The following is a 21208-nucleotide window of genomic DNA, read 5'->3' as shown; positions in this document are numbered from 1 at the left end:
ACGCCGCCTCGGCCGTGCAAACGCGAATCCCGCCCCGCGACTTGCCGCTCGCGCTTCGGAGGGTTATGGTTCCTCCTGCCGCGCAGGCGGCGTGAGCGGGCGTAGCTCAATTGGATAGAGCATCTGACTACGGATCAGAAGGTTGGGGGTTCGAGTCCCTCCGCCCGCGTTTTTCCCGACCCCGCCTCCCCCGCAGGCGCTCCCCACCTCATTGCCGCGTCGGCCGCTCGATCGTGCCGGTCCCGTCGTTGACCTGCGGCCCGCGCCCTTGAAGCGTGTCTCGCACCGAGAGCCGGACGCGCACCATCAACTGCTCCGCCCAGCCCCTGTGCTGGTCATGATGTTCGAGCGGCTGCACACGCTCCGCCTGGTGGATGTAATCCTCGCACGCGTTCGCATCGCCGTGCTGTGCTTCCAGTACGGCCATCGCCAGCAGCCATTCATAGTTCTCCGCCGCGTCGTACACCGTGTCCACGCCCGGACGCTGCACGCCCCGCAGGATCACCTCGGCCTCGTCGAGTCTGCCCGTTGATGCCAGCACCCGGCCCAGGCGGATCTCGCCCTCGCGCCGCATGCGTCCTTTGCCCCGGTCCACCACCACCTGATAACTCTCGATCGCCGTCTCGGGCTGCCCGACGTGCTCGGCCACGAGCCCTCGCATCATGTTCTGCCATGGAATGCTCCGCGCGACCTCCGAGCGCGAGAATCGCTCGTTGATCCGGCGGAGCGCCTCCGCGGGATCTCCGCGCACCCAATGATCCGGGTGCGGCGACAAGAACAGCACGCGGGGCTTCGTTGCGTCCGGAGCGACCACGCCCGTGCCGTCGGACGCGTCGGGCCCGCTCGCCGCGGCTCGCGCGGGCGCACCGCGATCTCGCTCGACCGTCCACCACGCCGCCGCCGCTGCCAGCGGACCGAGCAGACAGGCGGCCAACACCGCGAACTTCCGCCGCGTGCGGGCGCTGGTCGTGCGTCCGCTGGTCGTGTGTTCGCCGACCGATCCGTTCGGGCGCCACGCCCGAAGTTGGCGTGCGAACTGCCCCGCCGAGCGCGTCCGATCTGAAACCTGCGGAGCGATCGCCCGCGCGATCACCCCCGCCAGCGACGGCGGGCACCCGAGCCGCACGAGGTCGCTTTCCTCAAACTTCTGCCCGAGCGCCGCCGTCAGCGCCTCGTGGATGCCGAGGCGTTAGCAGCGTCCGCACATTGCGCGACGCCGGCGGCCGCAGGCACCGAACATTCTCCTGTCGATTCGAGCAATCCTCTGTGCTTGCGAAAAAGTCCTCGGCACGGCGCGACAGATCCGCCGCCCCACGCGCCAATGTACCGCAGAGAGACATCCGTGGATGCGTCGCGGCCGCATCGACCAGAGCACGTGCGTGCTCCTGCGGCGGGCACGCCCACGGACACCACTTCGGCGACTCGGTCACCGAAGCGAGATAGGGAGACAGACGCCATGTTCAGCAGATACGCCCCGGCCGCTATCACCGCGCTCGCGTTCGCAACCGCCGCACACGCGAACGTGATCTCCAGCATCGCCCAGTTCCCCGCATCCGGCACGATCTACCCGATCACGGACGCCAACTTCACCCAGCAGAACAACGGCTTCGATGTGTGGGTCACCGGACCCAACATGCGCATCGATGCCATCGACCCGCGCCCGTCCACTCAATCTGGGGGCGTCATCTACCTCCGCACGGACCTGACCCCCGGTCAGATCGACATGAACTACGGCTCGGGACAAGGGCAGAGGGCGCCGGAGGATCGGTTCGGCGCGGTGATCACCTTCACCACCCCCGTGGAAGCCTTCGTGTTCGACACCGTCCAGGACAACGAGGCGAATCTCGAGGTGCGCTTCTACGCCGCCGACACTTCGCTGGCGGCGTCGTTCACGCTGTTCCACGCCGATGGGAGAGAGATCGCGCCCGGGACACTGGCTCGGATCAACACCTCTGGGTGGGTGTCCAGCACGCAAGCCCTCAGCCGCATCGAGATTTACGATCCCCGGGGCATCAGCGGCCGCCCGTTCAAGTTCATCGAGCGCTTCGGGCAGGAAGTCGTGCCGAGCCCCGCGACGGCGTCGCTCCTGCTGCTCTCCGCCGCGCTGTTCCGCCGCCGCCGCTGAGCACGCCGCACGAACGCCCATGAGCCGCGCAGCGCCGCGCGTCGAGTGGGCACGACCGTAGTACCGGGTCTCGCGGGGGAGGGTGCGCGCCGCCTCGGCAACCACGCCGAGCGCGGCGCGCACCCGTCATTTCAGGAAGCGCGCGGACGCAGCCCGAACGACCCCAGCCTGACGGCCAACGTGTACACCGACCCGAAACTCCGCGACGTGGCCGGGGCGGTCGCGAGCCTGCCGGACCTGCCGCTCGAGACGGTCGGAGGGCCGGCGGTGGCGGTGGCGGCGCGCACAATGCGCCTCCCGGCATGGCCCTTTCTGATCAAGCTGGCCGCTCGATGCCCGCGCGTCTACAGATATGCCTCAATTACGGACTTCTGTTGGATGTTCAGGAATAGGCCGTTCTTTCCGTTGGTTTCGACGAGCTTCGCCTGCGAGAGCCAGGCGACCGCACTGTCAAAGTCCTGCACCGACTTGCAGAAGTGGTTCTTCAGTGTGCTGCGGGAAACCATCTTGGCCCTGCTCCAGTGCTTTCGCCGAACCAGCACTTGAAGTACCTTCAGTGCATCAATCCCGATCGGCAGTCGTTTGGAGATCCCCTCGATAGAGTCCTTGAGAGACTCCAGCACATTCTCGTAGTTCTCGATGCCAAAGTAGTGACTGTGCGTGTGTCGAATCATGCTCGGGTCAGACGATCCAACCATGACCACCTCGTAGCCGTCAGAAGCCAAGAACTGCGATTCCTTTGCGACGTAAGCGGCCATCGCAGCAACTGGATCGCGGTCGACCGGCTCGAAGTAGATGAAGGAGCCAGTGTTCCAGTCGAACACCATGATCCAGTTGTTGATCGCTCCCGGGCGATGCTCCAGGCGACCGATCATGGCCTTCACGACGCCCTCACTCACAGCGCTGTCAAAGACTTGCCTCCGATCAGATCTGCGAATGACCGCTTCCGCAGCGGAGCGGGCGTCATCGAGCTCGATCTTCCGTGTTATGGACGGCTCTCTACCGGATTCGAGATCATGAAACACGTCTGACAACACTTGAAAATAGTCGAGCACAGACCGGTCACCTTCAAGCTCCTTGAGGTGGTGTCCGTAGATCACCGACGTTCGCTCAATCTGCTCTGCCCAGTAGTGCTGTGCCTCGCTGCGAAGCTGAAGCTCGACACTTCTCTGGTCAGCCAGAAACACAATGTGAAGCGCACGATAGCCACTGTCTTCCCGACCACTGGTGCGATAGTCGTTGATGGCGTCGATGGTCAGACGAGTTTGCTGTGCAACACTCTGCCTCAGATGACTCGCAAGCCGATCAACGTCTTTGTTGGTCTTTACCACGATGCGGGCACCAGCGACATCCTGCAACTGAACAAGGCGACCGGGTAATCGCTGCAGCTTGCGAATGATCTGGGGCTTGCGTTTCAGACGCTGCGCAATGTAGTACTGTCCGCCAAATCCGTTCATCCATGATTGGAGTTGAAGAGTGGTGCTCGTGAGCGGCTCGAGGTGGGCTTGTCTGTACGCGTCGAGCACCGCCTCGTGCTGTGCGCGATCCTCATCGCTCGCGAACGATCCCTTTGCCAAGGCCCGACCAGCACGATCGATCGCACTTTTTGATGGGATCATGATCCATGGTATGGGATGGGGATGCACGGCCGCCGCCTCACCTTGCACAACCACTTGCACACGCTTGCACACGCGAGCGTCCACCAGTTCATTTCCTGTCATCGTCCAACGGTTGGCCCCGAGCAGGCCGCTCCCGCCAGCGTCGGAAGAACTCGCGGATTCTGCGGTGGCCAAGCTGAACGCGGATCAACGAAAAGCCGCCGACGTCACCATGTGACACCGGCGGCGGCCGTCCGAACCGAAAAGCGGGCGAGGGGGATCGAACCCCTGACATTCAGCTTGGGAAGCTGACGTTCTACCGCTGAACTACGCCCGCGGCGGCCCGAGTATACGCACCTGCGCCCCGCCACGTTCGCGCCCACCGGCGTCGTGCCGCGCGGGTCGCGTGCCGGCCCCCCCGGCCGCTCGGCGTGTTGCCGCGCGGGTCGCGTGCCGGCCCCCCGCCCGCTCGGCGTGCGTGCCGCCGCCCCTCGCCCTTAGACGAGCGTCGGCTCCGGCGGCGGGCCGAACGACTCGCGCGTCCGCTTGACCGCGCCGAACCACACCAGCGCGAATAGTGGCCACGCGTTCCCGATCACCAGCCCCGCCACCAGCCCGGCCATCTGGCCCGCCGCGTTGTGCTGCTTCGCGAACTGGCTGTCTGGGTTCTCCGCCACCCATTGGTTCATCGCCACCATCGTCTGCCACTGCACGTATGTGCTCACGACGCCCACCAGCAGCGCCAGCACCGCGTAGACCAGGTGCAGCGGCCTCGCGACCGGCCGACGCATCGTGCACGTGACACCCGCACCGATTAGCAGCCCGGCCAGCCCCAGCCCCGCCGCCAGTACGAGCCACATCGCGCCCGTCGGCTTCATCGAGGGCGGCAGTTCGCCCATCCCCGGCTGCTGCGCCAGCCACTGCGGCCCCAGCGCGTACCACAGCCCGCCGCACCCGGTGCACACCAGCCCGAGTGCGCCCCAGCAGATCGAGATGATCCCGATCACCTTCGGCCACGACGGGATCGGACGCATCTCATCGATCAGCCCAGGTTCGAACGGTGGCGTCGACATTTGTTCGCTCATGGCACCCCCACTACTCGGGCCCGTAGGCCCGACGTTGCCTTGGCCTACGCCCCGACCCGCGCCCGCCTCACACCTGCCGCAGGAATCGCAGGTCGTTCTCGAACAGCAGCCGGATGTCGGGGATCTTGTACTTGCTCATCGCCAGACGCTCGACCCCGAAGCCGAACGCGAACCCGGTCCATTCTTCGGAATCCACGCCGCACGATTCAAACACATTCGGATCGACCATCCCGCACCCGCCCAGCTCGATCCACCGGGGCGGCGCGCCGGGCGTCAGACTCACGAAGATCTCGAACTGCGCCGAAGGCTCGGTGAACGGGTAGAACGTCGGCGTGAAGCGGATCTGCGCCCCCTCGCCGAAATACGCGCGGCAGAACTGGAACAGTGTCGTCGTCAGGTCCGCCATGCTCAGCCCGCGATCGACCGCGAGCCCCTCGATCTGGTGGAACATGAACGAGTGCGTCGCGTCGACCGTGTCCGGGCGGTACACGCGCCCCGGCGAGATGATCCGGATGGGCGCCCGCAGCGTGCCGCCACCCGCCGCCACCGCCGCTTCCATCACGCGCACCTGCACCGTGCTGGTCTGCGAGCGCAGCATCCGCGGGCACGGGTTGGTCCGCGGATCGTCGACGTAGAAGTTGTCGGCCGGGTCGCGCGCCGGGTGCCCGGGCGGGATGTTCAGCTTGACGAAGTTGTGCTCGTCGTCCTCGAGCTCGGGCCCTTCGGCGACCTCGAACCCCATTCGCCCGAACACCTCGACCAGCTCCTCGCGCACGCGCGAGATCACGTGACGCCGCCCCAGCTCGTGCGTCTCGACGATCCCCGGCTCGGTGATGTCCGGCTTCTCCGAGTCGTCGCGCTCGGGGATCAGCGCACGCCGCTGGGCGTACGCGCCCTCGAGCGCGGCACGCAGCGCATTGAGACGCTGCCCCACCGCCGGCTTCTGGTCCTTGGGTACGTCCTTGAGGCGCCCGAGCGCGGCCTTCACCAGGCCGCTCGCCCCGAGGTACCGGTGGCGCCAGGTGTCGAGCGCCCCGCTGTCGTCCGCGTGCGCGAGCTGCTCCAGGGCCTCACGTTCGAGAGCATCGATTTCGGCGATCACGCCCGGAGCGTATCCGCGGCGAGCCGCGGTCTCCAAAACGAAAAAACCCGGCGGGAGGCCGCCGGGCCGTTCGATCGTTCACCCGTGGACGGGGAACTCAGTTCTGCTTGGTGCAGGGGGTGCTGCACGACTTCTTCTCGGCGCCGACGACGCCCATGCTGCCCTCGGTCTTGGAGCCGCAGGAGGTCTTCTCGCCGCAGGACTTCTTCTCGGTGCCGACGGCGCCCATGCTGCCCTCGGTCTTGCTGCCGCAGCAGCCCTTCTTCTCGGTGCCGACCGTGCCCATGCTGCCCTCGGTCGTGGTGCAGGAGGCTTTCTCGCTGCAGCACTTCTTCTCGCCCACCGCGCCGGCGCTGCCGGTCGAGGACTTGTTCGAGGCGCAGCCGACAACGGCAGCCAGGGCCGCCACACCGACGATCATCGCGAAACGCTTCATGGTCACTGCTCCTTGGAGGGGTGCTTTCCCCGTGTGCTCTCAAGCCCGCCGCCCGTTCCTACCGGACAACCCGGATCGGCGGCCAACTCTTCCCGCATCAGGGTATCACGGTCCCGTGATCGACGCCAGCTTTCTCGGACCTTCCGCGAGCCGCACAGATCAGGCGTTCGCCCCCGGGGAACCCGTGCCCGCGGCCGCCTTCTTGGCGTCCCGCAGCTTCTTGTAGTAGGCCGTCCGCCGGTCGGCCTGCCGCCGACGGGTCGAGGGATTGCCGCTGATCTCGGCCCCGTCCTCGGAGCCGACGAACTGCAGGACGCACAGCTCGGTACCGTCGCCGATGCGGTGGCGCCCCAGCTTCACGATGCGGGTGTACCCGCCGTTGCGGGTCTCGTACCGAGTGGCGATCCGCTCGAACACGTGCTTCACGAGCTTGGGGGCGCGGCGCAGTTCGCCGTAGCGGTTGCGCTCGACCTGGCTGCTCTCGGGCAGGTCGAAGAACTGCGACGCCTGGTCGCGGAGCTTCTGGACGTGCTCCTTCTCGCCTTCCGACGCGTTCTTGGGCAGGTACAGCCAGTCGAAGCCCAGGCGGTTGCCGCCGAGCTTCGCCGCCACCCGGCGACGCGCCGCCACGTCCAGACGCTTCGCGTCCTCGGGGTTGGTCGCCCGGAGGCGCGCCTTGGCGTCGGTGATGATCTTCTCGACGAAGGGCTGCACGGCCTTGGCCTTGGGGATCGTCGTGACGATCTGCCCGTGCTCGAACAGCCCGGCCGCGATGTTCCGCAGCATCGCCGTGCGATGCGCCGTCTTCCGCCCGAGTCGGTACCCAGCCCTGCCGTGACGCATGATCCACACTCCCACGACGCCGCCCCGACGGGCCCGGCGCCGATGTGCTTGCCTGAAATGCTCCGCGAGGGCTGTGCACCCGTGCGCGGAGCTTGTATTCTAGGCGAGCCGTCGCCCGCCGTCGGATTTCCTTACGCGGTCGGCACCTGCGGCGGGGTCACCGTGAACCCCTCGGGCAACTGCACCCCCAGGTCGAGCCCGATGTCCTGCAGCTTGCGCTTCACCTCACGCAGGCTCGTCCGCCCGAACGAACGCAGCTTCAGCAGGTCGGCGTCCGTCTGGGTCACGAGCTGCCCCACGGTCTCGATCCGCGCCGATTCCAGGCAGTTGCTGGCCCGGACCGACAGGTCGAGCTCGCTGATCGACATCGTGAGCTTGCGGATGAGTTCCTCGTCCACCGACGCCGCGGCGGCCGCCTCCTCGCTCACGCGCTCCTCGCCGATGTCGAAGTACTGAACGAAGGGGTTGAGGTGCTTGCGGAAGATCTTGGCCGCCTCGACCAGCGCCATCTCGGGCGCCACCGTCCCGTTGGTCCAGATTTCAAGGGTCAACTTGTCGTAGTTCGTGCGCTGGCCGACGCGGGTCTCCTCGACCTTGTAGCGGACGCGCTGCACGGGCGAGTAGATCGAGTCGAGGTGGATGACCCCGATCTCCTGCTCGTCCGCGCCGGCGTACTGCTCGCTGGCCGGGACGTATCCGCGCCCCTTCGCCACGGTCAGGTCCATCTCGAACTCGATGGGCTCGGTGAGCGTGGCGATCACCATGTCCTTGTTGAGGATCGTGATGGCGGTGTCGGCCTGGATCATGTCCGCCGTCACCTCGCCGGGCCCGCGGGCCGCCAGACGCATGGTCTTGGGCTCGTCGCCCTCGAGCTTCACGATGAGGTTCTTGACGTTGAGGACGATGTCCGTGACGTCTTCCATCACGCCCTTGAGGGGCGAGAACTCGTGCTGGACGCCCTTGATGCGGATGAACGTCACCGCCGCCCCTTCGAGCGAGCTGAGCAGCACGCGGCGCAGGCTGTTGCCCACGGTGGTGCCGAAGCCCCGCTCGAACGGCTCGATCACGAACCGACCGAACGTCTCGCTCTTGAAGCGAGGGTCGCTCACGACCCGGGTAGGAAGTTCCATCCCGCGCCAGCGCACACGAGTTGTCATAAGTTCAGTTCCAACACTCGGCCAGGTCCTTCCAGAACCCGACGGCGTCGTGCACGGAGAACACCGCCATGCCGAGCTGGCGGGCCCCTTCTTCAGTCTCGCACGCCGTCACGCACGCATCCGACAGAACCCGCCGGGCCGACCCCGCGCGGGCAGAGTTCGTTTTCGTCCGCACCCCGGACGCACCCCGGACGCTACACGCGCCGGCGCTTCTTGGGGCGACAGCCGTTGTGGGGCACGGGGGTGTGGTCCTCGACCGCCGTCACGCGCAGCCCGGCCGCCACCAGCCCGTTCACCGCCGACTCGCGCCCCGCGCCAGCGCCCTTGATGCGGATCTCGACCTCGGAGAGCCCCATCTTGCGGGCCTTCCCCGCCGCCGTCTCCGCCGCACGCGTCGCCGCGAACGGGGTGCTCTTGCGGGCACCCTTGAAGCCGATCGTCCCGGCGGAGTCCCAGCAGAGGGTCTCGCCGTTCATGTCCGTGATCGTGACGAGCGTGTTGTTCTGCGTCGCCCGGATGTGGACGATGCCACGCACCACGTTCTTGCGGACCTTGCCCTTCTTCGACATGCACGTCTCCTCGGATCATCCGACCCGCGATGGGTCGTCCCCGAACTCCGCGCGCCCCGCCCGCACCGGGCGAAGGAACGCGTTCGCTCATTACTTCGCCTTGACGCCCTTCTTGCCGGCCACCGTCTTCTTCTTGCCCTTGCGCGTGCGGGCGTTGCTCTGCGTCCGCTGCCCGCGCACCGGCAGCCCCTTGCGGTGGCGCTCCCCGCGGTAGCTCTTGATGTCCTTCAGGCGCTGGATGTTCTGCTGCACCTGGCGACGCAGCGCACCCTCGACCAGATACCCCTGGTCGATGATCGCGTTGATCTGCGCGAGCTTCTGCTCGTCCACGTCGCTCGCCCGCTGGTCCGGGTCCACGTTCGCCTGCGACAGGATCTCGCCCGCCACCTTCGGCCCGATGCCGTGGATGTACTGCAGCGCGAAAAACACCTTCTTCTTGTCCGGAATGTCAATACCTGCGACGCGCGGCACTGTCAGCCTCCTCGACACCGGCACCGCCCCGCGCCCACGACAGGACGCCGGCTCGGCCCGCCGATCCGTGTATTAGCCCTGAACCTGCTTGTGCTTCGGGTCCGCCTTGCAGATCACGCGCAGCTTGCCCTTGCGCCGCACCACCTGGCACCCGTTGCACATCCGCTTCACGCTCGATCGAACCTTCACGGTGCACCTTCCCGGCCTCGTCGGCCGCCACCTCTGCCACCTTCGGCCCACCCGGCGTCGACGACGCCACCCTGCTCCGCCGGGCCTCCACTCTAGGAGGGCTCCCGGAAAAAGTCATGCCCGGCCCAGCGCGCCGCCTAGTGCCGGAACGTGATCCGCGCCTTCGACAGGTCGTACGGGCTGATCTCCACCGTGACCCGGTCCCCGGGGAGGATCCGGATGTAGTTCATCCGCATCTTCCCCGAGACGTACGCCAGCACCTCGGTCTTCTGCTCGTTCGGCAGGCGCACCTTGAACATCGCGTTCGGCAACGCCTCGATCACCACCGCCTCAAACGTGAACTTGTCGTCCTGCTTGCTCATCGCTCTCCCGGCCCCGCGCGACTACCCCCGCGGCCCGCGAAGACGAGGCCCCGACGACCCGTCCTCCCCGCCCAGGAATCCCTGATAGTTCCGCATGAGAAGGTTCGCCTCCACACGCTGCAGAAAATCCATGCTCACCGACACCACGATCAGCAGCCCCGTGCCCCCCAGGAACTGCGTCACCACGTAGTCGATCCCCACCGCCTGGTTCACCACCGTCGGCAGCACCGCCACCACCGACAGGAACGCCGCACCCACGAACGTCACCCGCCCCATCACCGTCTCGAGATACTCCGCCGTGCGCGGGCCCGGGCGCAGCCCCGGGATGAACGAGCCGTGGTCCTTGAGCTGCTTGCTCATCTCCTCGGGGTTGAACTGCACCGTGATCCAGAAGTAGCTGAAGAAGTACACCATCGCGATGTACACCAGCACGTACAGGTAGCCCCCGGGGTGGAAGTTCCGGTCGAAGAACAGCGCGACGTCCTGGAAGAGCCCCGACGACGACGTGCTCGCCATCGCGTTGATCTGCCCGAAGATCACCGTCGGGAAGATCATCAGCGAGCTCGCGAACACGATCGGCATCACCCCGCCGTGGTTGATCCGCAGCGGCAGGTAGCTCTTCTGCCCGCCGAAGACCTTGCGCCCGCGCGTGTGCTTCGCCTGCTGCACGGGGATCCGGCGCTGCGCCACGGTCATCAGCACCGCGCCCGCCACCACCCCCACGAACCCCGCCGCCAGCAGGATCAGGCCCATGAACCCGATCGCCTGCGGGTCCTTGGGGTCAAAGCTCGCCGCCACCGTCCGCACCGCCTGGGGCATCCCGCTCAGGATGCCCGCCATGATGATCATCGACGCGCCGTTCCCGATGCCGTGCTTGTCGATCTGCTCGCCCAGCCACATGAGGAACAGCGTGCCCGCCGTCAGCGTCGCGACCGCCATCACCCACCACAGCGGGTTGTTGAAGAACATCGGGTGGATCAGCCCCTCGGACGACCGCCCGATGTACGTCAGCCACCCCGTGCCCTGCACGATGCACAGCAGCACCGTCACGTAGCGCGTGTACTCCATGATCTTCTGGCGCCCCGTCGGGCCCTCTTCCTGCAGCTTTTTGAGCTGCGGGAGCGCCGTCGAGAGCAGCTGGAAGATGATGCTCGCCGTGATGTAGGGCATGATGCCCAGCCCGAAGATCGTCGACTGCTGCAGCTGCCCGCCCGAGAAGATCGACACGAACGACGCGATCTTCGTCAGCGGGTTGTCCGACTCCCCGCCCTTGAACAGCTCGGCCAGCGCCTCGTCGTTGATCCCCGGCAACGGGATCCAGTGCCCGATGCGGAACACCAGCAGCATGGACAAGGTGAACAGCACCTTGTTCCGCAGTTCCTGCACCTTGAAGACATTCAGCAGCGTCGTCAGCATGGCTCGTCGCTTTCGGTTTCCGTTCCGGCGGTCTGCACCCGATCCGTCATCAACGCAGCCGCCCCCGGCTCGTTCGCCGAGGGCGGATCACGCTCGATCACGCGATGATAGGGTGCGGCGGACGCACGATCAGTCGTTCTTTTCCCCGCCCGCCGCGCCCTTCGCGGGCTTGGCCGGCTTCTCACCCTTCGCCGCCTTCGCGTCGGCCGCGCCTTCCTCGCCCTTGCCCGCCGCCGCGGGGGCGCCGGCCTTGGCCTTCGACCCGCGCTTCAGCTTCTTCGTCAGGTTCTTGGGCGTGCGGTCCTCGCTCGTGAGGTCGATGCCGCGGACGCGATCCCGGCGCGTGCCGGTCTCGGTCACCGTTCCGCCGGCCTCCAGCACGCGCTTCTTGGCCGGGGCCGTCACGCGGGCCGCCGTCACCGCGAGCTTGACGCCCAGCGGCTTGTCCCCGGCGATGTTGCCCAGGATCTTGAGGTCGCGCGACGTATCACGCACCAGCCCGGCGCCGATCAGCGCCTCGATCGTCACGTCCCCGCCCTTCGCGAAGTTCGGGTGCCCGACGATGTCCCCCAGGTTCACCGCCCAGAAGTGCGTCTTGAACGGCGCGTTGGTGAAGCCGAACTTCGGCAGGCGCCGGAAGTAGGGCATCTGGCCACCCTCGTGACCGAGCTTCGCCGCGTAGCCCGAGCGGCTTCCCGCGCCCTTGTGCCCGCGCCCCGACTGCTTGCCGTGCCCCGAGCCCTCGCCGCGACCCACGCGCTTGCGGTTCTTCCACTTGCCCGCCAGGGCGGTGATGTCATGGATCATCATGGACCGTCACTCCGGAAACCTGCCGCCCGTTGCCCAGGAGGCCAAAGACCACTCGCCCGACGTCGCGCCGCGTTCGTCGCGTCGCGCACCCGACATCAACTGCCCGCCGTTAGCTCTTCGGCGCCGCGTCGGCCGCACCGGCCGGCGCACCACCGCCGCCCCCACCACCGCCGCCGCCGTGCCCGCCACCGCCCCCACCGTCACGGCGCGGGCGTCCGCGGCCGCGGCTCTTGCGCTCGTCGCCCACGGTGTTGACCGGCCCGCGCGCCTTCTCGCGCTTGGGCGCGACCGGCATGAACCGCTTCCCGCGCTCGATCTTGCTCTCGATCTCGGTGAGCCCCAGCGTCACGCCCCGCAGGCTCGCCACCGCGCCCGGGCGACGAAGCCGCTCGAGCCCGTCGAAGACGGCCTTCACGATGTTCCGCTTGTTGGTCGAGCCGTAGCACTTCGTCAGGCAGTCCGTCACGCCGGCGATCTCGAGGATCGCGCGGACCGTGCCGCCCGCCACGACGCCCGTGCCCGGCGCCGCGGGGATCAGCCGCACCTTCGACGACGAGAACGTGCCCTCGACCTCGTGCGGGATCGTCGTGCCCATCATCGGCACGCTGCGCATCTCCTTGCGCGCGTACTTCTGGGCCTTCTCGACGGCCTGGGGCACCTCGTTCGACTTCCCGTAGCCGAACCCCACCTTCCCGTGCCGGTCGCCGACGACGACGAGCGCGCCGAAGCTGAAGCGCCGCCCGCCCTTCACCGTCGCCGACGTGCGGTCAACGCTCACCGTCGTGGACTCGATCTGACTCGTTTGGTCGATGATCTCTGGCATAGTGTGGCCCGGTTCGCGGAACTCGCCGATGCGGCGCCCGCCTTAGAACTGCAATCCGCCCTTGCGCGCCGCTTCCGCCAGCGCCTTGACACGCCCGTGGTACTTGAATCCGCCCCGGTCGAACACGACCTTCTCCACGCCCGCCTGCTTGGCCCGCTCGGCCAGGGCGAGCCCGACCTTCGTCGCGGCCTGGACGTTCCCGGGCTTCTCCACGCCCAGCACCTTCTCGGTGGTCGACGCCGCCGCCAGCGTCCGCCCGTCCAGATCGTTGATGATCTGGGCGTAGACGTGGTGGACCGACTTGTAGATGCTCAGCCGGGGACGCTCGTGCGTGCCCGAGATGCTCCGCCGGATCCGCACGCGTCGGCGTGCCCGCCGCAGGTTCTTCGCCGCATTCTTGTTCATGACCCGTGTCCCCGTCTGTACGCCGCTTAGGCGCCGAACTGCTTGCCCTGCTTGCGCGTGATCGTCTCGGTGGTGTACTTGACGCCCTTGCCGTTGTAGGGCTCGGGCTTGCGCTGCGCCCGCATGTCGGCCGCGAAGCGCCCGACCAGACCCCGGTCCGGGCCGGCGACCTTCACGAACTGCTTCTCGACCGTCACGGTGAGGCCCGCGGGCACCTCCATCACGACCGGGTTCGCGTAGCCCAGCGTCATCTTCAGCGTCTTGCCCGACAGCGTCGCCGTCCAGCCCACGCCGACGACTTCCATCGTCTTCTCGTAGCCCTTCGTGACGCCCTCGATCATGTTGCGGATGTGCGCCCGCGTGCTGCCCCACAGCGCGTTCGCCAGCTTGTTCGCGCTCGTGTACCCCTTCGCGAGCTCGACCTTGACGGCCTTCTCGCTCTCGGTCCACGTCACGACCACCTCGGGACGCGTCTTCAGATCGAGCTTGCCCTTGGGGCCCTCGACCGTGACAAGCCCGGGCTTCACCGCGACCTTCACGCCCGCGGGCACCGGCACCGGCTTCTTCCCGATCCTCGACATCGCTGACACTCCTGCCCCTGCCGGGCCCGCTCCACCCGTCCTCTTACTCGACCTCGCACAGCAGTTCGCCCCCGACACGCTGCTCGCGCGCCTGGCGATCGCTGATCACGCCCTTGCTCGTGGACACCACCGCGATGCCCAGCCCCTGCAGCGGACGCGGGATCTCCTCCACGCCCCGGTACACCCGACGCCCCGTCTTGCTCACCCGCGTCAGGCGGTGCAGCACCGCCTCGCCCCCGGGCCCGTAGCGCAGGCGGATGCGGATCAGGCCCTGCCGCCCGTCCTCCACCACGTCGAACGACTCGACGAACCCCTCGTCGCGAAGCACCCCGGCGATGCCGCGGCACACCTTCGAGTTCACGCAGTTCACCGTCTTCGCCCGGTTCCGCACGGCGTTGCGGATCCGCGTCAGCATGTCCGCGATTGGATCACCGATAGCCATCGTCGTCCTTCCCTCGAGCGGGGCGGCGCCCCGTCTTCACCAGCTCGCCTTGCGCATCCCCGGAATCTTGCCCTCGAGCGCCAACTTCCGCAGCATGATGCGGCTGATGCGGAACTTGCGGTACACGCCCCGCGCCCGCCCCGTCAGCTCGCACCGACGCACCACGCGTGTGCTGAACTTCGGCTTGCGATTCGACTTGGCTACTTGCGCCTTGGTCGCCATTGCCCGTGTCTCCCCGGCCGTCGCCCACGCGACGCCGCGTTTCCCTTACCGCTGCTCCGGCTTGCGGAACGGCATGCCCAACTGCTCCAGCACGAAGCGCGACCGCTCCGGGGTGCTGTTCCGGAAGCACATGTTGATGTGCATCCCGTGCGTGAACTGCGCCTCGGCCATGTTGATCTCGGGGAACACCCCCTGCTCCGTCAGACCCATCGAGTAGTTGCCCTGCCGGTCGAACGCCTTGTCGTTCAGCCCCCGGAAGTCCTTGATGCGGGGCGTCGCCAGGTTGATCAGCCGGTCCAGGAAGTGCCACATCCGGTCGCGCCGGATCGTCACCATCGCCGACGCCTCGAACCCCGCGCGGAGCTTGAAGTTCGACACGCTCTTGCGCGCCTTCACCACCACCGGCTTCTGCCCCGTCACCCGCGTCAGCGTGTCGATCACCTGCGCCCGGATGTGCGGGGGGATCTTCGTCCCTTCCAGGTGGCGCCCCATGTTCACGTTCAGCACGATCTTCTCGAGGCGGGGCTGGGCCATCCGGTTCGTCTCGGCGAACTTCTCGGCGAACGCCGGGCGGACCTTCTCCTCGAAGGCCACCTTCAGGCGTGCGGGCACGCGCGGGCCGGTGTCCTCGGGCGCGTCGTGCGCCTCGTGCTTCGCGGGGCCGGGCTTCTTCCCGCCCGCGGCGCGCCCGGGCGCCCCCTTGCCCTGCGGGCCCTTCCCCGGAGGGGGCCCCTTCTTGCCCTCGCCGCCCTGTGCCTGCTTGTCGGTCTCTTTCGCCATGATCGTGCTCGCTGTCCGTTGTGGCGCCGCGGGCGCCCGTCCTGTCCGTGCTCACTCAGCCCCGGGGCCCCCGCAGCGTGGACAACACCTTGATGTCCTTGCCGGCGTGACGCGCCACGCGCACCTTGCTCCCGTCCTTCTCGGTGCGGAAGCCCACCCGCACCGCCCGCCCGTCCACCACCGGCGAGACCTTGCTCATGTGCAGCGGCGCCTCCTTGGTGATCACCCCGCCCTTGGGGTTCGCCTGCGTCGGGCGCAGGTTCTTGGTCACCAGGTTCAGCCCCTTCACCACCACCTGCTGCTTGTCGGGCATCACGCGCAGGATCTCCCCGATCTGACCCTTGAGGTCGCCGGAGGTGATCATCACGGTGTCGCCCTTCTTCACGTGCGCTGGCATGACTCTCGGTCCTTTCAGATCACTTCCGACGCGAGCGAAACGATCTTCATGTAGTTCTTGTCCCGCAGCTCGCGCGCCACGGGCCCGAAGATGCGCGTGCCCTTGGGGTTCCCGTCGTCCTGGATCAGCACCACGGCGTTGCTGTCGAACTTCACGTAGCTCCCGTCCGCCCGGCGGGTCGCCTTCGTCGTCCGCACCACCACCGCCTTGGACTTGTCCCCGGGCTTCACGTCCGCCCCGGGAAGCGCCCGCTTGATCGAGACGAACACCCGGTCGCCCACCGCCGCCGTCCGACGCGTGAACTTCCCGCTCGCCGTCGAGCTGCCGTACACGCGGATGACGTACGCGATCTTCGCGCCGCTGTTGTCCGCCACCTCGCACCGTGTTTCTTGCTGCAGCATGGTTCACCGTCCGACGCGCGATCCCGCGCGGTCATCCCTGTACGACCGGCCCCTGGAGTTCCTTCACGCTCTTCATCGCCGCCGCCTCCGCCGAGCGACGCTCGACCACCCGCACGAGGCGCCACGACTTGGTCTTGCTGATGGGGCGGCACGGCGCCACCTCCACCACGTCGCCCACGTGCGACTCGTTCGCCTCGTCGTGGACGTGCAGGATCGTGCGCCGGCGGACGTACTTCCCGTACTTGGGGTGCTGCGCCATGTAGCTCAGCACCACGCGCCGCGTCTTCGCCCGCGCGTCGGAGTCCACCACCCCGATCTTGGTGCCCGTGAGCGACTCCACGCCCTCGCCCGCCCTGTTGCTCGCGTCCGCCATCGCCTGTGTTCCCCTGCGTCACCGGTGCCCGCGCACCTTTACCCGTTCTGCTTCGCTCCCCGACGCGCCCGCTGTTCCGTCAGCAGCCGGGCGACGTCCTTGCGGATCTTCCCGAACTGCGACGTGTCCTCCACCTTCTCCGTCACCGACTGCGAGCGCAGGTCGAAGAGCTTCACCCGCAGGTTCCGGGCCTCCAGCGACAGCTCCTCGTCCTTCATCCCGTGCACGTCCTTGCCCTTCATGAACCCGCCCTCCCGGTTAGACCCGCACCCGCCGACCCACGAACCGGCAGCGCACCGGCATCTTCATCGCCGCCCGGAGCAGCGCCAGCTTCGCCGTGCTCTCCGGAACGCCCGCGATCTCGAACAGCATCGTCCCGGGCTTGATCCGCGCCGCCCAGTAGTCGACGTCCGCCTTGCCCGTTCCCATTCGCGTCTCGAGCGGCTTCTTCGAGATCGGCTTGTCCGGGAAGACCCGGATGAACAGCTTCCCCTCGCGCTTCAGGAAGTGCTGGCACGAGATGCGACCCGCCTCGATCACGTTGCCGGGCAGCCAGCACCCCTCGAGCGACTGCAGCCCGAAATCCCCGTACGCGACGTAGTTGCCCTTCGTCGCCTTGCGCGGGCGGATCCGGCGCATCTCCTTGCGGTACTTCACTCTTTTGGGCATCAACGCCATGGCTGACTCCGATTCACACGATCACGATTCACCCGACCGCACCGATCTCCGCACCGATCACCGCACCGACCTCCGCACCGGCCCGCGCTACTTGCGGCCACGCGCCCGTGCCCGACCGCCCGCCGCGTTGGACTCTTCCTCCGTCCGCTCGGTCGTGAACATGCCCTTGAAGATCCAGCACTTCACCCCGATCACCCCGTACGTCGTGTGCGCCTCCGCCACCCCGTACTCCACGTTCGCCTGCAGCGTCGACAGCGGGAGCGAGCCGCGCTTCTCTTCCATCACCCGCGCCAGCTCCGCCCCGCCCAGACGCCCGGCGATGCGGATCTTGCACCCGCGCGCCCCGGCGTTCATGCACGCCTCGGCCTTCATCTTCACCGCGCGACGGAAGCTCGACCGCTTCGACAGCTGCTCCGCCACGCTCTCCGCCACCAGCTTCGCGTCCATGTCGGCGTTCTTGATCTCGATGATCGAGATCGCGACCTTGCGCCCCGTCATGTACTGCAGCTCTTCGGTCATCCGCTCGACCTCGGCCCCCTTGGGGCCGATCACCAGGCCCGGGCGCGCCGTCTTGATGATGATCTTCAGTTCCTCGCGCGTGCGCTCGATGTGCACGTCCGACACCGCCGCGTTTGGCGGCCTGCGGTTCAGACGCTTGTCCAGCCAGCGCCGGATCTTCTCGTCCTCGACGAGCAGCTCCCCGTACAGCGCCTTGGGCGCGTACCACCTGCTCTTGTGCGCCTCGGTGATGCCCAGGCGAAGCCCGAATGGATGCGTCTTCTGTCCCATGGTTCGCTCTTAGCCCCTCGACGGGCGCTCCTCCACCGAGATCGTGATGTGGCTCAAGGGCTTCAGGATCGGGTGCGCTCGACCGCGGTCCTTCGGCTGGAATCGCTTCATCACCGCGGCGTAATCGACGCGGCTTTCCGACACGTACAGGCGCGTCACGTCGCACTCCGCCTGCTCCGCGTCCGACACCGCCGCGCTCAGGCACTTGCGCATGTTCACCGCCGCACGCTTCGTCGTGAACGCCAGCAGGTTCAGCGCCTGGTCCACGTTCTTCCCGCGGATCAGCGTCGCCAACAGCGCCGCCTTGCGCGGGCTCCCGCGGTGGTACCGCACCTCGCTCGTGAACGCCGCCAGGTCCTTCACGTCGACCTTCAGCACGCCCGCCAGCTTCTTCAGGCGCGACGCGCGGCAGCGCGGATGGTCGCGACCCGCCATCCAGTTCCGGATCGCGCGCGCCGCGTCGTCCTTCGCGAACCCCGGCTCGGCCAGCGCCTCCGCCGCCCGGTCCACGGTCATCTCCGCCCGCTCGAGCGCCGCCTTGAGTTTGTTGCCTCGGATCCTCACGGCTTACCGTCCTTCTGCTGTGCGCGGTCCCGCGCCCCTGATCACCCGCCGCCTTACTTCTTCGCCGGCCCGGCGCCCGCCCCCGCGTCGATGCCTTCCTTCTTGTTCGTGTGCCCGCGGAACGTGCGGCTGCTGCTGAACTCGCCCAGCTTGTGCCCCACCATGTCCTCCGTCACGAACACGTCCAGGAACTGCTTCCCGTTGTGCACCTTGAACGTGTGCCCCACGAACTCCGGAACGATCGTGCACCGGCGCGCCCACGTCTTGATCGCCTCCTTCCGGCGAGAGGCGTTCAGCCGCTCCACCTTCATGTAGAGACCCTCGTCGACGTACGGCCCTTTCTTCAGACTGCGTCCCATGCGCGTTCCTCAGTCCCTTCGTGCCTTCGTGACCACCGTCCCCGACCACCGTCCCGTGCCGCTCCGCGGCGTCTTACTTCTTCTGCCCGTACCGCTTCGACACGCGACGCCGGATGATCAGCTTCCCGCTGTGCTTCTTCGGGTTGCGCGTGTTCCCGCCCTTGGCGTGCACGCCCGTCGGCCCGCACAGCGGGCGGTTGCCCTTGCTGCGCCCCGACCCGCCGCCCAGCGGGTGAGCGTGGTGGCTCTTCGCCACGCCGCGCGTCTTCGGGCGGATGCCCAGCAGACGCGACATGCCCGCCTTGCCCAGCATCCGCAGGCGGTGGTCGCCGTTGCCGACCTGCCCGATCGTCGCGCGGCATGCCAGCGGGACCATCCGCATCTCGCCGCTGGGCAGCACCAGCGTCGCGTACCCGCCTTCCTTGTTCGTCAGACGGGCGTACACGCCCGCCGAGCGGCACATCTGCGCCCCACGCCCGGGCTTCAGCTCCACGCAGTGCACGTCCAGCCCCGTGGGGATGTACTGCAGCGGCATCGCGTTGCCCGGGTTGGGCTCCACCGGGCCGGTGCTCGAGCACTCGATCTCCTGCCCGTCCTTCAGGCCCTGCGGGCTGGGGATGTACCGGCGGACCCCGTCGGTGTACTCGATCAGCGCGATGTGGCACGAGCGGTTCGGGTCGTACTCGATGCCGATGACCTTGCCGATGACCCCGTCGCGGTCCTTGCGCTTGAAGTCGATCACGCGGTAGCGACGCTTCACCCCGCCGCCGATCCCGCGCATCGTGATCTTGCCGTGGTGGTTGCGTCCGCCGGTCTTGGGGATCGGACGCAGCAGCGCCTGCTCGGGGCGCTTCTTGGTCACCTCGGCGTGCATGTTCACCGACGCGTTGCGTCGGCCGGCGCTCGTTCGCTTGTAGATGCGGATGGGCATGTGCGTGCTCCGGTCCCTGGAAAGATGCTCAGAACAGTTCGATCGTGTCCTCGTCGTGCACGCGCACGATCGCCTTCTTGGTCGGGGCCGGCTGGCTCACCCCGAACCGGGTGCGACGCGCCTTGTGCTTCTGCACCAGCGTGTTCACCCCCACCACCCGCACGCGGTACAGCGTCTCGATCGCCGCCTTGATGTCGGGCTTGGTCGCCCGGGTGTCGACGACGAACGTGTACTGCTTGCGCTCGTTCATCGCGAACGTCGTCCGCTCGGTGAGCAGCGGGCGCTTGATGACGTGCGTCGCGTCCAGCTTCACGCTCATGACTTCACCTCACTCTTCGCGCGCCCGCCCTCGGCCCCCGCCTCGCGCCCCAGGGGCGAAACCTTCGCGTCCTTGCCGGTCTGCGAGGTCGGCCCGTGCAGCCACGCCTCCAGTTCGGCCCGCTCGATCACCACGTACCGGTGCCCGAGCATCTCGTACGCCGTCAGCTGGTCGCTGCGGATCATCCGGACCCCGTCGATGTTGCGCCCGCTGAGGCGGGTGTTCTTGACGCGCGCCTCGTCGGACGAGAGCGCGACCACCGCGGTGTTGTCCACCTTGATCGCGCCCAGGAAGTCCTTGAAGGCCCGCGTGCGGGGCTCGCCGAACTGCAGCGAGTCGATCACGCGGACTTCCTGGTCCACGAGCTTGGCGAGCAGCGCGTTGCGGTTGGCCTTGCGCCGCATCTTCTTGGGCATGTCGACGCGGAAGTCCTCGCGCGTGCGCTTCTTGCTGTGCCCGTGCCCGCCGCCCTTGAACAGGTTGGCCTTCTTGTCGCCGTGACGGGCGTTGCCGGTGCCCTTCTGCTTGTAGAGCTTGCGGGTCGAGCCCTCGACCTCGTGCCGGTTCTTCGTGCGAGACGAGCCCTGGCGGAGGTTGGCGTGGTACATCACGTACGCCTGCTTGATCAGCGCCGCGTTCACCTCGCCGCCCAGCGTGTGCTCATCGATCGTAAGGGACGCCACCTGCGTGCCCTGCATGTTGTAGACGGGGACATCCATGGGTCTTTACCTCGTCCTGACGCCTGACGCCCCGCCCGGGCATGCGGCCCGAACGTGACGCCGTTGGTTGCCTATCCGTCCACCCTCCACTCGCCGCCACTCGCGGCACGCGTCACCGGACGCGGGGGTTGGATCGGATTCGACTCGGCCGTCCAAGCGGAGCACGGGGCAGGCCCGGCTCCGGTCGCTTGTCGCCGCCCGGTGGTTTCGTCGCCCCCGTCGGGGGTTCTGACCTTCCGGACCCGCCGCCCTTGTTCCGCGA

30 protein-coding genes, 2 tRNA genes and 1 pseudogene are annotated in these 21208 nt (G+C 67.7%); 2 read left to right on the top strand and 31 right to left on the bottom strand.

Going from position 1 to position 21208, the window contains the following annotated elements; all coding sequences use genetic code 11:
• Positions 1-95: 95 nt before the first annotated feature.
• Positions 96-169, top strand: a tRNA-Arg gene (locus SFY69_10415).
• A gap of 39 nt (positions 170-208) precedes the next feature.
• On the opposite strand, the gene SFY69_10410 is transcribed toward SFY69_10415, so the two are convergent.
• Positions 209-937: a tetratricopeptide repeat protein gene (locus SFY69_10410; GenBank protein MDX2132451.1), complete on the bottom strand. Its 729-nt coding sequence runs from the start codon at positions 935-937 to the stop codon at positions 209-211.
• Between the two features lie 519 nt (positions 938-1456).
• Here SFY69_10410 and SFY69_10405 point away from each other — a divergent pair.
• Positions 1457-2125, top strand: a complete 669-nt coding sequence (locus tag SFY69_10405; GenBank protein ID MDX2132450.1) for a hypothetical protein — start codon at positions 1457-1459, stop codon at positions 2123-2125.
• 344 nt (positions 2126-2469) lie between these two features.
• On the opposite strand, the gene SFY69_10400 is transcribed toward SFY69_10405, so the two are convergent.
• The 30 genes and pseudogenes from SFY69_10400 to rplD all read right to left on the bottom strand — a co-directional run bounded on the left by SFY69_10400 (position 2470) and on the right by rplD (position 20946).
• Positions 2470-3918: a (p)ppGpp synthetase gene (locus SFY69_10400; GenBank protein MDX2132449.1), complete on the bottom strand. Its 1449-nt coding sequence runs from the start codon at positions 3916-3918 to the stop codon at positions 2470-2472.
• A 70-nt stretch (positions 3919-3988) separates the two neighbouring features.
• A tRNA-Gly gene (locus SFY69_10395) sits at positions 3989-4060 on the bottom strand.
• 160 nt (positions 4061-4220) lie between these two features.
• Positions 4221-4796 (bottom strand): hypothetical protein, encoded by a 576-nt coding sequence (locus SFY69_10390; protein ID MDX2132448.1) that lies wholly within the window; start codon positions 4794-4796, stop codon positions 4221-4223.
• Between the two features lie 79 nt (positions 4797-4875).
• The gene (pheS, locus tag SFY69_10385; protein MDX2132447.1) at positions 4876-5910 is read right to left on the bottom strand and encodes a phenylalanine--tRNA ligase subunit alpha; all 1035 of its coding nucleotides are present in this window, start codon (positions 5908-5910) and stop codon (positions 4876-4878) included.
• Between the two features lie 97 nt (positions 5911-6007).
• A complete protein-coding gene (locus SFY69_10380) occupies positions 6008-6346 on the bottom strand; it encodes a hypothetical protein (protein ID MDX2132446.1) in 339 nt (112 codons plus the stop codon).
• Between the two features lie 159 nt (positions 6347-6505).
• Positions 6506-7189: a 50S ribosomal protein L17 gene (rplQ, locus tag SFY69_10375; GenBank protein ID MDX2132445.1), complete on the bottom strand. Its 684-nt coding sequence runs from the start codon at positions 7187-7189 to the stop codon at positions 6506-6508.
• A 131-nt stretch (positions 7190-7320) separates the two neighbouring features.
• On the bottom strand, positions 7321-8319 hold the full coding sequence (locus tag SFY69_10370; GenBank protein ID MDX2132444.1) for a DNA-directed RNA polymerase subunit alpha: 999 nt from the start codon (positions 8317-8319) through the stop codon (positions 7321-7323).
• Between the two features lie 221 nt (positions 8320-8540).
• On the bottom strand, positions 8541-8915 hold the full coding sequence (rpsK, locus tag SFY69_10365) for a 30S ribosomal protein S11 (protein MDX2132443.1): 375 nt from the start codon (positions 8913-8915) through the stop codon (positions 8541-8543).
• Between the two features lie 90 nt (positions 8916-9005).
• On the bottom strand, positions 9006-9386 hold the full coding sequence (gene rpsM / locus SFY69_10360) for a 30S ribosomal protein S13 (protein MDX2132442.1): 381 nt from the start codon (positions 9384-9386) through the stop codon (positions 9006-9008).
• Positions 9387-9458: 72 nt separating this feature from the next.
• Positions 9459-9575 (bottom strand): 50S ribosomal protein L36, encoded by a 117-nt coding sequence (gene rpmJ / locus SFY69_10355; protein MDX2132441.1) that lies wholly within the window; start codon positions 9573-9575, stop codon positions 9459-9461.
• 137 nt (positions 9576-9712) lie between these two features.
• Positions 9713-9937 (bottom strand): translation initiation factor IF-1, encoded by a 225-nt coding sequence (infA, locus tag SFY69_10350; GenBank protein ID MDX2132440.1) that lies wholly within the window; start codon positions 9935-9937, stop codon positions 9713-9715.
• A gap of 21 nt (positions 9938-9958) precedes the next feature.
• Positions 9959-11353, bottom strand: coding sequence for a preprotein translocase subunit SecY (gene secY / locus SFY69_10345; protein MDX2132439.1), 1395 nt, complete (start codon positions 11351-11353; stop codon positions 9959-9961).
• Between the two features lie 129 nt (positions 11354-11482).
• The gene (gene rplO, locus SFY69_10340) at positions 11483-12163 is read right to left on the bottom strand and encodes a 50S ribosomal protein L15 (protein ID MDX2132438.1); all 681 of its coding nucleotides are present in this window, start codon (positions 12161-12163) and stop codon (positions 11483-11485) included.
• 340 nt (positions 12164-12503) lie between these two features.
• Positions 12504-12986, bottom strand: a pseudogene (rpsE, locus tag SFY69_10335) (30S ribosomal protein S5).
• 42 nt (positions 12987-13028) lie between these two features.
• Complete coding sequence (rplR, locus tag SFY69_10330) at positions 13029-13391, bottom strand: 50S ribosomal protein L18 (protein MDX2132437.1); 363 nt, start codon at positions 13389-13391, stop codon at positions 13029-13031.
• A 26-nt stretch (positions 13392-13417) separates the two neighbouring features.
• On the bottom strand, positions 13418-13972 hold the full coding sequence (gene rplF, locus SFY69_10325) for a 50S ribosomal protein L6 (protein MDX2132436.1): 555 nt from the start codon (positions 13970-13972) through the stop codon (positions 13418-13420).
• 43 nt (positions 13973-14015) lie between these two features.
• Entirely contained in the window at positions 14016-14414 is a 399-nt protein-coding gene (gene rpsH, locus SFY69_10320) for a 30S ribosomal protein S8 (GenBank protein ID MDX2132435.1), read from the bottom strand.
• Positions 14415-14450: 36 nt separating this feature from the next.
• The gene (locus tag SFY69_10315) at positions 14451-14636 is read right to left on the bottom strand and encodes a type Z 30S ribosomal protein S14 (GenBank protein MDX2132434.1); all 186 of its coding nucleotides are present in this window, start codon (positions 14634-14636) and stop codon (positions 14451-14453) included.
• 45 nt (positions 14637-14681) lie between these two features.
• Entirely contained in the window at positions 14682-15416 is a 735-nt protein-coding gene (gene rplE, locus SFY69_10310) for a 50S ribosomal protein L5 (GenBank protein MDX2132433.1), read from the bottom strand.
• 55 nt (positions 15417-15471) lie between these two features.
• Entirely contained in the window at positions 15472-15813 is a 342-nt protein-coding gene (rplX, locus tag SFY69_10305; GenBank protein MDX2132432.1) for a 50S ribosomal protein L24, read from the bottom strand.
• A 14-nt stretch (positions 15814-15827) separates the two neighbouring features.
• Positions 15828-16214: a 50S ribosomal protein L14 gene (gene rplN / locus SFY69_10300; protein MDX2132431.1), complete on the bottom strand. Its 387-nt coding sequence runs from the start codon at positions 16212-16214 to the stop codon at positions 15828-15830.
• Positions 16215-16245: 31 nt separating this feature from the next.
• Complete coding sequence (gene rpsQ / locus SFY69_10295; protein MDX2132430.1) at positions 16246-16587, bottom strand: 30S ribosomal protein S17; 342 nt, start codon at positions 16585-16587, stop codon at positions 16246-16248.
• Between the two features lie 38 nt (positions 16588-16625).
• A complete protein-coding gene (gene rpmC / locus SFY69_10290) occupies positions 16626-16829 on the bottom strand; it encodes a 50S ribosomal protein L29 (protein ID MDX2132429.1) in 204 nt (67 codons plus the stop codon).
• Positions 16830-16845: 16 nt separating this feature from the next.
• Entirely contained in the window at positions 16846-17265 is a 420-nt protein-coding gene (gene rplP / locus SFY69_10285) for a 50S ribosomal protein L16 (protein ID MDX2132428.1), read from the bottom strand.
• An 87-nt stretch (positions 17266-17352) separates the two neighbouring features.
• Positions 17353-18054: a 30S ribosomal protein S3 gene (rpsC, locus tag SFY69_10280; GenBank protein ID MDX2132427.1), complete on the bottom strand. Its 702-nt coding sequence runs from the start codon at positions 18052-18054 to the stop codon at positions 17353-17355.
• A gap of 9 nt (positions 18055-18063) precedes the next feature.
• Positions 18064-18618 carry a 50S ribosomal protein L22 gene (gene rplV / locus SFY69_10275; protein MDX2132426.1) on the bottom strand — a complete coding sequence of 185 codons (555 nt, stop codon included), beginning with the start codon at positions 18616-18618 and terminating at the stop codon, positions 18064-18066.
• Between the two features lie 53 nt (positions 18619-18671).
• The gene (rpsS, locus tag SFY69_10270) at positions 18672-18977 is read right to left on the bottom strand and encodes a 30S ribosomal protein S19 (protein ID MDX2132425.1); all 306 of its coding nucleotides are present in this window, start codon (positions 18975-18977) and stop codon (positions 18672-18674) included.
• A gap of 73 nt (positions 18978-19050) precedes the next feature.
• The gene (rplB, locus tag SFY69_10265; protein MDX2132424.1) at positions 19051-19908 is read right to left on the bottom strand and encodes a 50S ribosomal protein L2; all 858 of its coding nucleotides are present in this window, start codon (positions 19906-19908) and stop codon (positions 19051-19053) included.
• Positions 19909-19936: 28 nt separating this feature from the next.
• The gene (rplW, locus tag SFY69_10260; GenBank protein ID MDX2132423.1) at positions 19937-20227 is read right to left on the bottom strand and encodes a 50S ribosomal protein L23; all 291 of its coding nucleotides are present in this window, start codon (positions 20225-20227) and stop codon (positions 19937-19939) included.
• Positions 20224-20946 carry a 50S ribosomal protein L4 gene (gene rplD / locus SFY69_10255; protein MDX2132422.1) on the bottom strand — a complete coding sequence of 241 codons (723 nt, stop codon included), beginning with the start codon at positions 20944-20946 and terminating at the stop codon, positions 20224-20226. The genes rplW and rplD overlap by 4 nt, the downstream gene beginning before the upstream one ends.
• Positions 20947-21208: the final 262 nt, after the last annotated feature.

This window comes from Planctomycetota bacterium (assembly GCA_033763975.1).
Classification (GTDB): domain Bacteria; phylum Planctomycetota; class Phycisphaerae; order Phycisphaerales; family UBA1924; genus RI-211.
Note: the sequence above shows the minus strand (reverse complement) of the source record. Positions and strands in the feature narration are given on the sequence as shown.

Coding starts and splice junctions, on each gene's coding strand:
- SFY69_10405 (MDX2132450.1), top strand. CDS start 1,457: ATGTTCAGCAGATACGCCCCGGCCGCTATCACCGCGCTCGCGTTCGCA.
- SFY69_10390 (MDX2132448.1), bottom strand. CDS start 4,796: ATGTCGACGCCACCGTTCGAACCTGGGCTGATCGATGAGATGCGTCCG.
- SFY69_10380 (MDX2132446.1), bottom strand. CDS start 6,346: ATGAAGCGTTTCGCGATGATCGTCGGTGTGGCGGCCCTGGCTGCCGTT.
- rplQ (MDX2132445.1), bottom strand. CDS start 7,189: ATGCGTCACGGCAGGGCTGGGTACCGACTCGGGCGGAAGACGGCGCAT.
- SFY69_10370 (MDX2132444.1), bottom strand. CDS start 8,319: ATGGAACTTCCTACCCGGGTCGTGAGCGACCCTCGCTTCAAGAGCGAG.
- rpsK (MDX2132443.1), bottom strand. CDS start 8,915: ATGTCGAAGAAGGGCAAGGTCCGCAAGAACGTGGTGCGTGGCATCGTC.
- infA (MDX2132440.1), bottom strand. CDS start 9,937: ATGAGCAAGCAGGACGACAAGTTCACGTTTGAGGCGGTGGTGATCGAG.
- secY (MDX2132439.1), bottom strand. CDS start 11,353: ATGCTGACGACGCTGCTGAATGTCTTCAAGGTGCAGGAACTGCGGAAC.
- rplO (MDX2132438.1), bottom strand. CDS start 12,163: ATGATGATCCATGACATCACCGCCCTGGCGGGCAAGTGGAAGAACCGC.
- rplR (MDX2132437.1), bottom strand. CDS start 13,391: ATGAACAAGAATGCGGCGAAGAACCTGCGGCGGGCACGCCGACGCGTG.
- rplF (MDX2132436.1), bottom strand. CDS start 13,972: ATGTCGAGGATCGGGAAGAAGCCGGTGCCGGTGCCCGCGGGCGTGAAG.
- rpsH (MDX2132435.1), bottom strand. CDS start 14,414: ATGGCTATCGGTGATCCAATCGCGGACATGCTGACGCGGATCCGCAAC.
- SFY69_10315 (MDX2132434.1), bottom strand. CDS start 14,636: ATGGCGACCAAGGCGCAAGTAGCCAAGTCGAATCGCAAGCCGAAGTTC.
- rplE (MDX2132433.1), bottom strand. CDS start 15,416: ATGGCGAAAGAGACCGACAAGCAGGCACAGGGCGGCGAGGGCAAGAAG.
- rplX (MDX2132432.1), bottom strand. CDS start 15,813: ATGCCAGCGCACGTGAAGAAGGGCGACACCGTGATGATCACCTCCGGC.
- rplN (MDX2132431.1), bottom strand. CDS start 16,214: ATGCTGCAGCAAGAAACACGGTGCGAGGTGGCGGACAACAGCGGCGCG.
- rpsQ (MDX2132430.1), bottom strand. CDS start 16,587: ATGGCGGACGCGAGCAACAGGGCGGGCGAGGGCGTGGAGTCGCTCACG.
- rpmC (MDX2132429.1), bottom strand. CDS start 16,829: ATGAAGGGCAAGGACGTGCACGGGATGAAGGACGAGGAGCTGTCGCTG.
- rplP (MDX2132428.1), bottom strand. CDS start 17,265: ATGGCGTTGATGCCCAAAAGAGTGAAGTACCGCAAGGAGATGCGCCGG.
- rpsC (MDX2132427.1), bottom strand. CDS start 18,054: ATGGGACAGAAGACGCATCCATTCGGGCTTCGCCTGGGCATCACCGAG.
- rpsS (MDX2132425.1), bottom strand. CDS start 18,977: ATGGGACGCAGTCTGAAGAAAGGGCCGTACGTCGACGAGGGTCTCTAC.
- rplB (MDX2132424.1), bottom strand. CDS start 19,908: ATGCCCATCCGCATCTACAAGCGAACGAGCGCCGGCCGACGCAACGCG.
- rplW (MDX2132423.1), bottom strand. CDS start 20,227: ATGAGCGTGAAGCTGGACGCGACGCACGTCATCAAGCGCCCGCTGCTC.
- rplD (MDX2132422.1), bottom strand. CDS start 20,946: ATGGATGTCCCCGTCTACAACATGCAGGGCACGCAGGTGGCGTCCCTT.